This window comes from Actinomycetospora sp., from assembly GCF_036497245.1.
GTDB lineage: Bacteria > Actinomycetota > Actinomycetes > Mycobacteriales > Pseudonocardiaceae > Actinomycetospora.
The window spans coordinates 20,608-31,161 of sequence record NZ_DASXJS010000064.1 but is presented as its reverse complement, the minus strand read 5'-3'; the positions used below and the strand labels follow the sequence as shown (position 1 = coordinate 31,161).

Below are 10,554 nucleotides of genomic sequence, written 5' to 3'. Positions count from 1 at the left end.
CCCAATGGGTGGTCGCGTCACGGCTCGGCATCGTCGCCTCCAGGTGGGTACGGGTGACGGGAGCCGGCAGGCCCCGCCCAGGTGTCCGCCCCCGTCACGGGGACGGGTTCAGGGGCGGGCGCGCTTGCGTCCGGTGGCCTTGTTGTAGACGACCAGCAGGATGATCGCGACGACGATCGAGCCGATCCAGCCGACCGGGCTCTTGAACGAGAGCTGGTGCGGCGAGAAGAGCAGCGACCCGAGAAGGCCGCCGACGACGGAGCCGAGGACGCCGAGAATGATCGTGGCGAAGAAGCCGATGTTGTCCTTCCCGGGCACGAGGGCGCGGGCGATGAAGCCGACGATGAGACCGAAGACGATCCACCCGATGATGGTTAAGATGATCATGAGAGGAGTGTGCCCTCCTGGGACGACGCGGTAACGGTGCAGGTCCTACGTCGCCCAGCCGCACCGTCCGTCAAACCTCGTGGTCACGACACTTCCGACGGATCGCCGGAGCGCAGCCGCCCCGTCACCGGTTCTTTGCCGCGTGCTCACCATCTCGCCGCTACCCTCGGCCCCCGGCGGTGCCGTGCCGCCGGATGGCAACGAGGCCCGGAATGAGGTGTGCGCGATGGGATCGCTGAGCCCGGTGCACTGGGCGATCGTGATCGTCGTGGTGCTGCTGCTGTTCGGCTCGCGGAAGCTGCCCGACATGGCCCGCGGGCTCGGGCAGTCGATGCGCATCCTCAAGGCCGAGACACGCGGGATGGCTGACGACGACCGCGCCCAGGGGCCCTCGACCGGCGGCGGGACCGCGGCGACCGGCGACCCCGGCTCGACGCCGTCGGTCAACGGATCGACCTCCGAACGGCCGCACGGGACCACTCACCCGGCCGCTGGGAGCGAACGCCCGCCGAGCGCGGAGCGCGACGCCTCGTGAGCTGACGGTCGCGGGGCGTTGATAACGTCCGCCTCGGTGACCGACATCGCGCATCGTGCCGAGCCGACGGTCGCGCCCGTCCTGGTTCCGGACGGTGCGGCGACCGATCCCGCTCCCGGCACGCGAGCCAGGACCCCCGGCGGGTCCGGTCGCAAGCTGTCCTGGGACGTGCTGCGCGTCGTGTTCGTGCTGCTCGTGATCCTCTACCACTCGACGTTCATCGGGCCGCTCGTCTATCACGACATCCTCCCGAAGACGTTCGTGTTCTCCCACCAGGTGGGCGCGAGCCTGCTCCTGGTGCTCTCCGCCTATTTCGTGGCCGCGACCGTGCGCCGCGGCGGAGCGCGCCGCGGCGGGACCGCCCGGTGGTGGTGGGGCAAGCTCGCGCGGCTCATGCCCGCCTTCTTCGTGGCCACCGTCAACGCGTGGGTCTTCCTGCGCTACCTGGCCCCCGACGGCTGGTACCTCCCCGGCAAGCGTGATCTCGTCGCGAACCTGCTCATGCTCTGGCACTGGGACGCGAGCTGGGGTTTCGTCGACGGCTCCTACTGGACGATCCCGCTGCAGCTCATGGCCTTCTGCCTCGCCGCGGTGATGTGGCGGGGGCCGCTCGGGCGGGGTGTGGTGCTGCGCGTCGTCATGTGGGCCGCCCTGATCGTCCCCGCCCTGCAGTGGCACCACCTCGCGACCCGGCAGGTCGGCTCCCACTACGCGATGCTCGTCGACGGGCTCGGGATCTTCCGCTGGCACCTGTTCGTCGCGGGCGTCGCCGTGTGGATGGTGTCCACCGGGCGGCTGCGCGTGTGGCACTTCGTGGCGATCGAGATCGTCGCCATCGCCGAGCACGCCCTGCAGTCGTCGATCCTCGACCCGACCACCGGGTGGGCCACCGACTGGATCGCCGTCGGGGGCATCGCTCTCGGCGTGGTCGCGATGACCGCCGCCGCGCTCGGGCCCGACTGGGACCGGTGGGTCCCGGCGGTCGGGCGGCGTGCGATCACCTGGCTGGCCGGTATCTCCTACGGGGTGTTCCTCGCCCACCAGACCGTGGGCTACGTCGTCATGCGTCGCCTGCAGCAGATCGGGGTCGGGCCCACGCTGCAGACCCTCTTCATGATCCTCGCCGGCGTGCTGGTCGGCTGGCTCCTGACCCGGCTGGTCGAGCGCCCACTGCACCAGACCCTCATGCAGTGGTGGGACCGCGTGCCGGGCCGCTACGGACGGGTCGAGCCGACCCCGGTGGCGACGGTGCCGATCCCGGGACCGTCGCAGGTCACGAGGTCGTAGGTCCGCATCGACACCGCCCGGCCCGCGCTGCAGGTCAGTGGGGTCGGTGACGGGAGCCACCGCTCGCGGACGACGACGGAGATCTCGCCGCCGCCGTCGGGTGCCGCGAGGCGCACCGTCCACGTCGCCGGGTCCTCGGGGTCCTGCCGGGCGTCCACGGGGGCCAGCGCGTCCACGCGGTGCTCGTCGAGCGCCAGCCGCGCGTGGTGCTGGGCGCCCTGCACCGGCGGGGCGATCCCGGCCCGGCCGCGCAGCAACGAGGGGTTCACCTCGCCCGCGTCGTAGCGCTCCGCCACCGCGAGGGCGTCGGCCGCGGACACCCGCCCGAGGACGAGCCCGTGCGGCAGCAGCACGACGTTGGGGGCGAAGCGGTCCCCGCCGGTGTGGGTGGTCTCCCAGGTGCGCTCGGAGTGCCCCGCGGACAGCTCGGCGGCGACCGGCCTGCCGCGCATCGCGCAGCAGGCGTCGTGGCGGCCGTGCGCGCACACCAGGTAGACCGGCTCGTCGGACGGCTCGGTGGCCGCCTCGAGGTCGGCGAGGGCGGCCGGGAGCGCCTCGGGCGCGTCGACGCGGCCCCATCGCACGGACTCGTGGCCCGGACGGGAGTCGACCACCGCGAAGCGCCCGCCCGCCTCGGTCGGGGCGCCGCGCGCAGCGGTGCGCCGGATGAGCTGGAACCGGGCCTCGTGGGACCGGCAGAACGCGTCGATCGCCGCGACGACCTCCTCGGCGAACCCGGCGCCGCCGAGCGCCTGCGCGCCCCACGGACCCGGGTGCTCGACGAGCAGCCACCGGCGCGCGGGCGGGGCGGACGCGAACAACGGGTCGTCGCGGTCCCGGGCGGCCTCCGAGCAGCGGAACGGGACAGTCCCCTCGCGAGGGTCCTGGGTCGGGGTCTCCGCGGCCGTCACAGCTCTGTCGTACCCGCCCGGTCGTCCGGACCGCCACCTGTCGGCCCACCCGCTGAGTCCGGCGTCACGAGGACGCCCTCGGTGAGCAGTCGCCGGGCGACGACGGCGGCGTCGCCGGGCTCGTTCTCCGCCACCTCGCCGAGCACGACCTCGCGGCCGGAGAGCAGCGCCTCGAGCGGGACGGCGGCCTCGGCCGGGAGCTCCAGCGTGCGGTCGCCCAGCTCGAGGCTCAGCCGGCCGTCGTGCCCGGTGACCGTGCGGTGGCGCAGCCCGTGGCGCAGGCGCAGCACGGTCGCCGGGCCGAGGGCGTGGACGGCCGCGGCCTGGCGCAGCGGGCGCAGCGACTCCGGTCGGTTGCCCGACCAGACCCGCCCGCGCAGGCGTCGCGCGGCCCGTTCGGCCTGCTCGTCGTCGTCGGAGCGGTCGGCGAGGTACTCGGCGGCGCGGCGGGCGACGACCTCGAGGTGCGGGGCCAGCGCGGCGGGGTCGGAGACGTCCACGCCGAGGGGGAGCGAGGAGCGCAGTTCCGGGTCGTCGGCCAGGCCCGCGAGCAGGGTCTCCAGCAGGGCGTGGCGGGTGACGACGTGGACGCCGACCGTCAGGTGCGCGGACACCTCGCCCTGCGCGGTGGCCGAGTGCAGGTAGCCGCGCGGGAGGTACAGCGCGTCGCCGGGGTGCAGCACCTCGTCGAGCACGGGCTCGTCCTGGGCGCGGGCACGCACGGCAGCGGCGCGGTCGTTCCAGGGCTGGGTCCGCAACGGGTCGGTGTGGACCGGGGCGTGCACGTGCCAGCGCTTGGTGCCCGCGATCTGGAGGACGAAGACGTCGTGCACGTCGTAGTGCGCCGAGAAGCCCGTCGACGAGGCGGGGGTGACGTAGGCGTTCACCTGCACCGGGTGGCCGAGGTCCGTGTTCAGCCCGGTCGCGAGCTCGGTCACCGGCGCCCATGTCCGGTGCAGGCCCTGCAGCACCACGGTGTGCCCGTCGGCGAAGAGCGCGGCGACCCGGTCGTCGCGCAGCTGGTCGGCCACCTCGGCGCCGACCCCGCCGTCCCCGGTGAACTGACCCGAGTCGACGACGGTGCCCTGCTTCGCGACGCGCAGGAACGGAGTGCGCAGGCCGCGGTGGGCGAGCAGTTCGTCGACCGCGTCCAGCGAGAAGAGGTCGCCGAACCCCGGCTCGGCACTCTCACCCCGATGCTTGGCGAGGTCGTCCCGCCGGGACAGCACGGCGTGGCGACCCCACGCCTCGCGGGCGAAACCGTCGAGGTCGCCCGCCACGGCGCGGCGGAGGAAGGGGCGGCCGGTCGGACCGCTCTCGGAGGTGGTCATCGCGATCGTCCGGTTCTCGGGAGGGAAGGGGTCGGGCCCGGCGCAGCGATCCCCGCCCCGTGATCGCCGGAGCGACGAGGTTCCCGGACGCGTGGCGTCCGGGACCCTCGCCGTCCTGACGATCGTGAAGGGCGGGCCGGTCGGAATCGCTCAGGCGCCACCGTCGGCGCCACCGTCGGCACCGCCGTCAGCGCCACCGTCGGCACCGCGACCCGAGGCACCGCCGTCGGCCGGCCCGTGTCCCGCGCCGCCGTCGGCGCCGCCATCGGCACCGCCGTCAGCGCCGCCATCGGCACCGCCGTCAGCGCCGCCGCCGGAGGCGCCGCCGTCGGCCGGGCCGTGCCCGGCGCCGTGGTCGGCACCGCCGTCCGCGCCACCGTCGCCGCCGGCGCCCGAGGCGCCGCCGTCGGCGGGACCGTGGCCGGGGGTCGAGCCGGTGGTGATGTCGTCGTCGTTCATCGTCTGCTCCTCGTGGTGGGGATTCGTCCGTCGCGGCCCGGGACGCGTAGTACGGCGCGTCCGGTGTCGCATGACGCTGGCCGTCTACCCGGGGTCGGCGCAACTCACGCGCCCGCGTCGCCCGGGAGGGTTTCCGACCTGGCAGGGTGCCGCGGCATGACCGTTGGCACGTTGGTGCTGCTCCGGCACGGCCAGAGCGAGTGGAACGCGAAGAACCTCTTCACCGGATGGGTCGACGTGGCCCTCTCCGAGCAGGGCGAGCAGGAGGCCCGCCGGGGTGGCGAGCTGCTCGCCGAGGCCGACCTGCTGCCGGACGTCCTGCACACGTCGCTGCTGCGGCGCGCCATCGGCACCGCCCAGATCGCGCTCGACACGTGCGACCGCCACTGGATTCCGGTGCGCCGCGACTGGCGGCTCAACGAGCGGCACTACGGGGCACTGCAGGGCAAGGACAAGAAGCAGACGATGGAGATGTACGGGGAGGAGCAGTTCCAGATCTGGCGCCGCTCGTACGACACCCCGCCGCCGCCGATCGACCCCGACGACGAGTACGCCCAGACCGGTGACCCGCGCTACGCCGACCTCGGCGAGGGCATGCCGCGGACCGAGTGCCTCAAGGACGTGCTGGAGCGGCTGCTCCCGTACTGGCGCGAGGCCGTGGTGCCCGACCTGCTCGCTGGCCGCACGGTGCTCGTCGCTGCCCACGGCAACTCGCTGCGCGCGGTGGTCAAGCACCTCGACGGCGTCGACGACGACACGATCGCCGGGCTGAACATCCCCACGGGCATCCCGCTCCGCTACGACCTCGCCGAGTCGGGGGGCGACCTCACGCCGACCGATCCCGGTGGGACCTACCTGGATCCCGACGCCGCGCAGGACGCGATCGCTGCGGTGGCCAACCAGGGCCGTTGACGCCGGAGTCACCGCGGGGGTGAACGCCACCTGAACGGGCCGCCAACAGTCACCCGTCCGAGGGTTGGACGGGTCACCAACGGCCCTTCGACGTGGGTGGAAATGCCGGTGGCGGCCCTACCATCGCGATCGTGGCCGTCCCGGCGTACGTGACCGTCCTGGCTGCCGTCGTCGCGGCGGTCGTGGGTGTCGTCGTCGGCGCCGCAGGCGTGCGGTGGAAGACGCGCAGCAAGCAGGCGGCCGTCGTCGCCGCAGGCCCGACCGTGGCCGAACTGCTCGCCCGCATCGTGCGCCGCTCCCACACCGGCCTCGCGGTGATCAACCGGTTCGGTGACGTGGTCCTGTCCAACACCCGCGCCGAGGTGCTCGGCGCGGTCGTCGACGCCCGCCCGGAGAACCGGGTCGCCGAGGCCGCCGCGAAGGTGTCGGCGAGCGGCGGCGCCGCGGAGATCGACCTGTCACCGGCCACGTCCTCGCGTCGATCACCACAGTCGGTGATCGCCCGGCTGGGCCCTCTCGGCGACGGCTTCGTGGTCGTCGAGGCCTCCGACACCTCCGCTGCGGTGCGGCTCGAGGCCGTCCGGCGGGACTTCGTGGCGAACGTCGGGCACGAGCTCAAGACTCCGGTGGGCGCGATGGCCGTGCTCGCCGAGGCGGTGCTCGACGCCGACGACCCGGAGGAGGTCACCCGCTTCGCGTCGAAGATCTTCCACGAGTCCCGCCGGCTGGGGGCCCTCGTCACCGAGCTCATCGAGCTCTCCCGACTGCAGGGTGCAGACCCGCTGCCCGAGCTGGCCCCGGTCGCCGTCGACGACGTGGTCCGCCAGGCCGTGGAGCGCGCACGCGTCTCCGCCGAGACCGCGGGCACCGACCTCGCCCTGGACGGCCCCAGCGGCCTCGAGGTCGCCGGCAGCTCGACGCTGCTGGTCACCGCCCTCGCGAACCTGCTCGAGAACGCCGTCGCCTACTCGCCCACCGGGTCTTCGGTCTCGGTGCGCCGCCGCCGGGTGCGCGGGGCCGGGGGCGGGGGCGCCGTCGAGATCTCGGTCACCGACCGGGGCATCGGCATCGCCCCCGAGCACCAGGAGCGGGTGTTCGAGCGCTTCTTCCGCGTCGACCCCGCCCGCTCCCGCGCGACCGGGGGGACCGGGCTCGGGCTCGCCATCGTCAAGCACGTGGCCGCCAACCACGGCGGGGAGGTGCGGGTCTGGAGCGAACCGGGCGTCGGCTCCACGTTCACGCTGCGAGTACCCGCTCCCGCGGGCGGGGCCGCCGACGACGGCGGGCCGCAGCGCCCCGGGAAGGGCGCACCCGCCCCCGCCCCGGCAGACACCGCCCTCGACGACCCCCGGCGCCCGGCGGTCCGGCCGGGGCCGACCGACCACCCGGTCGAGCGACCCCGCCCGACGGACCGCCCCGCCGCCGAGACCACCGACCGTCCGGCGTCCCAGGCCGCCGGAGCCGACGACGACGAGGCCGCGGCACGCCCGGCCTCCCCACCGCCGCGCACTCCCACGTCCGTGACCGTCGGACCCGACGAGCAGAGGTGACCATGACCCGCGTGCTGATCGTGGAGGACGAGGAGTCCTTCGCCGACCCGCTGGCCTACCTCCTGCGCAAGGAGGGATTCGAGGCGAGCGTCGCCGGGACCGGCGCCGCCGCCCTGGAGGACTTCGAGCGCCACGGGGCCGACATCGTCCTGCTCGACCTGATGCTACCGGGCATGAGCGGCACCGACGTGTGCAAGGCGCTGCGCCAGCGCTCGTCGGTCCCGGTGATCATGGTCACGGCCCGGGACGCGGAGATCGACAAGGTGGTCGGTCTCGAACTGGGCGCCGACGACTACGTCACCAAGCCCTACTCGGCCCGCGAGCTGATCGCGCGGGTGCGTGCGGTGCTACGCCGTGGGCAGGAGAACGAGGGCGCCGAGCCCGCGGCGACGCCCACGGGCGACCGGCAGGTGCTCGAGGCGGGTCCGGTCCGCATGGACGTCGGCCGTCACGTGGTCACCGTCGAGGGCGGCGTGGGGATCGACCCCGCCGAGGTGGCGCTGCCGCTCAAGGAGTTCGACCTCCTCGAGTACCTGATGCGCAACGTCGGGCGGGTGCTCACCCGCGCGCAGCTCATCGACCGGGTGTGGGGCGCGGACTACGTGGGCGACACCAAGACGCTCGACGTCCACATCAAGCGCCTGCGCGCCAAGCTCGAGCCCGAGCCCTCCCAGCCCCGCCACCTGCTGACGGTGCGGGGCCTGGGCTACAAGCTGGACGCCTGATCGAGTGACCGCGCGGACCGTCTACGCTGGTCAGCGATGAGACTCGGGGTCCTCGACGTGGGGTCGAACACGGTTCACCTGCTGGTGGTCGACGCCCACCGCGGTGCCCACCCGACGCCGCAGTCCTCCACGAAGACCGCGCTGCGCCTCGCCGAGCACGTCACCGACGGCGTCCTCGCACGCAAGGGCGCCGACACCCTCGTCTCCGCGGTCGCGGAGGCCCGCCGGGAGGCGCGCGCCCTCGGCTGTGACGACCTGCTCGCCTTCGCCACCTCCGCGGTGCGCGACTCCACGAACTCCGACGCCGTCCTGGCGCGGGTCCGTGACGAGACCGGCGTCGACCTGCAGGTGCTCTCCGGAGCGGACGAGGCCACGCTCACGTTCCTCGCGGTCCGCCGATGGTTCGGGTGGTCGGCGGGTCGCCTGCTCTCGCTCGACATCGGCGGCGGGTCGCTGGAGATGGCGGTCGGGCGTGACGAGCATCCCGACGTCGCGCTCTCGCTGCCCCTCGGGGCGGGCCGGCTGACCCGTGACTGGTTCGCCGCCGACCCGCCGGAGCGCAAGGAGACCCGCGCTCTCGCCGAGTACGTGCACGACAGCGTCGCCCCGGCCGCTGCCGCGCTCCTCGACGGCGGCGACCCGGACCGCGCCGTGGTGACGTCGAAGACGTTCCGGTCCCTGGCCCGGCTGACCGGGGCCGCCCCGCGCAGCTCGGGCCCACGGGTCCCGCGCCGCCTCTCGGCCGCGGGACTGCGCCAGGTCGTCGCCTTCATCAGCCGGATGAGCTCGGTCGACCTGGCCGAGCTGGAGGGCGTCAGCGCGTCGCGGGCGCACCAGCTCGTGGCGGGGGCGATCGTCGCGCGCGGCGCGATGGACGCCCTCGGACTCGACGAGGTGGAGGTCTGCCCGTGGGCGCTGCGGGAGGGCGTCATCCTCGGCCGACTCGACCAGGTGCCGCTCGAGGGCGGTCCGTTCGCCGCTGACGGGACGTATACCACCGTCCGTCCCACCGCGACTGGACGACCGGCCTCCGCCACGGCACGGTGGAGCGGATGACGACGGACGGCCCGCGCAATCGGGGCACCCAGCGCAGCGTGGCGGAGCTGCTCGCCGCCTACGGCGGTGACCCCCGCGCACCGTCGCGCCCGGAGCCGGCCCCGGAGCCCCAGCCCGTGGATCCGTACGGCTCCGCCTACGCCCCCGGCCCGCCCGCCGGATACGACGACCCGTACGGCGCGCCCGGGCCCGACCGCGGTCGTGAGACGTACGGCGACCCCTACGGCGGCCCGTCGACGTCCTCCTCGTCCTACCGCGGTGGCTCGTTCGGCGGGTACGGACCCGACAGCCAGGCCAACGGCTACGGCCAGGACGGCTACGGCCACGACGGGTACGGCCAGACCAACGGCTACAGCCACGACGGCTACGGCCAGGACGGTTACGGGTACGGCGGCTACGGCTCCAACGGCTACGCCCCGGACGGCTACCGCTCCAACGACCCGCAGGCCTACGGGCCGCCGTCGTACGGCACCGGTCCCCACACCGGGGGCTACGGCGAGGTCGACCGCGGCCCGTACGGCGCCCCGGATCCCTACGGCGCCGACCCCTACGGCGCCCCGTCCGGCTACGGCCGGGACACCTACGCCGAGCCGTACGGCTACCCGAGCGCTCCGAACCCCTACGGCGCGCCGCCTCCGCCGCCCCCACCCGCGGTGCCCCGCCCCGCGGGTCCGCCTCCGGGCTCCGGTCCGCAGCCGGCGAGCGCCCCGCCGCCCCCGGGCCCGGCGTGGGCCCCGGCCGCGTCGACGACCGTGAACCCCGCGGCGCCACCCCCGGCCCGGGCGCCGGAGACACCGACGACGACGGCCCAGCCCGTCCCGCCCGCGCCCCCGGCGCCCACGCAGGTGACCCCCTCGGTGGCGCCGACCCAGGTCACGCCGTCCGCGGCGGCCACCCAGGTGACGCCGTCGGCCGCACCCACCCAGGCCACGCCGACGACCGCGTCGCCGCGGTCCCCCGACGGCGGCCCGGCCACCGCGGCGTCGCCGCTCGCGCGCCCCGACGCGGCGGGTCCGCGGACCCGCCGCGTCGACGCGCCCGCCGGGCTCGGCTCGGACCGTCTGGACGACGAGTACGACGACGAGTACGAGGACGACGACTACGACGAGCCGGCGGAGCGGCCCACCGCGAAGGAGTGGGCCGTCATCGCGGGCCAGCTCGTCGTGGGAGCGCTGCTCGGCGCGGTGCTCTGGATCGGCTTCTCGTACCTGTGGCAGTCGCTGCCCGTGGTGGCGCTCGTCCTCGCGGCCGCCGCGACCGGGGGCCTGGTGTTCGGGGTACGCGCGATGCGGCGCTCGGACGACCTGCAGACGATGGTGCTCGCGATCGTGGTCGGGCTGGTCGTCACGGTCTCGCCCGCCGCGTTCGTGCTCCTCGCGCGATGATCGCCGAAGGGTGACC

General features: G+C 74.7%; 11 protein-coding genes. 7 read left to right on the top strand and 4 right to left on the bottom strand.

Annotation, left to right across the window (positions count from 1 at the left end):
• Positions 1-108: 108 nt before the first annotated feature.
• Positions 109-384 carry a GlsB/YeaQ/YmgE family stress response membrane protein gene (locus VGI02_RS07140; protein ID WP_331626597.1) on the bottom strand — a complete coding sequence of 92 codons (276 nt, stop codon included), beginning with the start codon at positions 382-384 and terminating at the stop codon, positions 109-111.
• 229 nt (positions 385-613) lie between these two features.
• Between VGI02_RS07140 and tatA the strand changes: the two genes are divergently transcribed.
• Both tatA and VGI02_RS07130 read left to right on the top strand, forming a co-directional pair.
• Complete coding sequence (gene tatA, locus VGI02_RS07135; RefSeq protein WP_331626590.1) at positions 614-922, top strand: Sec-independent protein translocase subunit TatA; 309 nt, start codon at positions 614-616, stop codon at positions 920-922.
• A gap of 36 nt (positions 923-958) precedes the next feature.
• A complete protein-coding gene (locus VGI02_RS07130) occupies positions 959-2,209 on the top strand; it encodes an acyltransferase family protein (RefSeq protein ID WP_331626589.1) in 1,251 nt (416 codons plus the stop codon).
• Here the strand turns inward: VGI02_RS07130 and VGI02_RS07125 are convergent.
• The 3 genes from VGI02_RS07125 to VGI02_RS07115 all read right to left on the bottom strand — a co-directional run bounded on the left by VGI02_RS07125 (position 2,137) and on the right by VGI02_RS07115 (position 4,910).
• The gene (locus VGI02_RS07125) at positions 2,137-3,120 is read right to left on the bottom strand and encodes a ferredoxin family protein (RefSeq protein WP_331626588.1); all 984 of its coding nucleotides are present in this window, start codon (positions 3,118-3,120) and stop codon (positions 2,137-2,139) included. The genes VGI02_RS07130 and VGI02_RS07125 overlap by 73 nt on opposite strands.
• On the bottom strand, positions 3,117-4,451 hold the full coding sequence (locus VGI02_RS07120) for a cupin domain-containing protein (RefSeq protein WP_331626587.1): 1,335 nt from the start codon (positions 4,449-4,451) through the stop codon (positions 3,117-3,119). The genes VGI02_RS07125 and VGI02_RS07120 overlap by 4 nt, the downstream gene beginning before the upstream one ends.
• A gap of 150 nt (positions 4,452-4,601) precedes the next feature.
• The gene (locus VGI02_RS07115) at positions 4,602-4,910 is read right to left on the bottom strand and encodes a hypothetical protein (RefSeq protein ID WP_331626586.1); all 309 of its coding nucleotides are present in this window, start codon (positions 4,908-4,910) and stop codon (positions 4,602-4,604) included.
• Positions 4,911-5,066: 156 nt separating this feature from the next.
• On the opposite strand from VGI02_RS07115, the gene VGI02_RS07110 reads away from it, so the two are divergent.
• The 5 genes from VGI02_RS07110 (at position 5,067) to VGI02_RS07090 (ending at position 10,538) form a co-directional block, all read left to right on the top strand.
• Positions 5,067-5,822: a phosphoglyceromutase gene (locus tag VGI02_RS07110; RefSeq protein WP_331626585.1), complete on the top strand. Its 756-nt coding sequence runs from the start codon at positions 5,067-5,069 to the stop codon at positions 5,820-5,822.
• 131 nt (positions 5,823-5,953) lie between these two features.
• Positions 5,954-7,372: a sensor histidine kinase gene (locus VGI02_RS07105; RefSeq protein WP_331626584.1), complete on the top strand. Its 1,419-nt coding sequence runs from the start codon at positions 5,954-5,956 to the stop codon at positions 7,370-7,372.
• Positions 7,373-7,374: 2 nt separating this feature from the next.
• Positions 7,375-8,097 (top strand): response regulator transcription factor, encoded by a 723-nt coding sequence (locus VGI02_RS07100; RefSeq protein ID WP_331626583.1) that lies wholly within the window; start codon positions 7,375-7,377, stop codon positions 8,095-8,097.
• Between the two features lie 36 nt (positions 8,098-8,133).
• The gene (locus VGI02_RS07095; RefSeq protein WP_331626582.1) at positions 8,134-9,153 is read left to right on the top strand and encodes a Ppx/GppA phosphatase family protein; all 1,020 of its coding nucleotides are present in this window, start codon (positions 8,134-8,136) and stop codon (positions 9,151-9,153) included.
• On the top strand, positions 9,150-10,538 hold the full coding sequence (locus VGI02_RS07090) for an Rv0497 family membrane protein (protein ID WP_331626581.1): 1,389 nt from the start codon (positions 9,150-9,152) through the stop codon (positions 10,536-10,538). The genes VGI02_RS07095 and VGI02_RS07090 overlap by 4 nt, the downstream gene beginning before the upstream one ends.
• Positions 10,539-10,554: the final 16 nt, after the last annotated feature.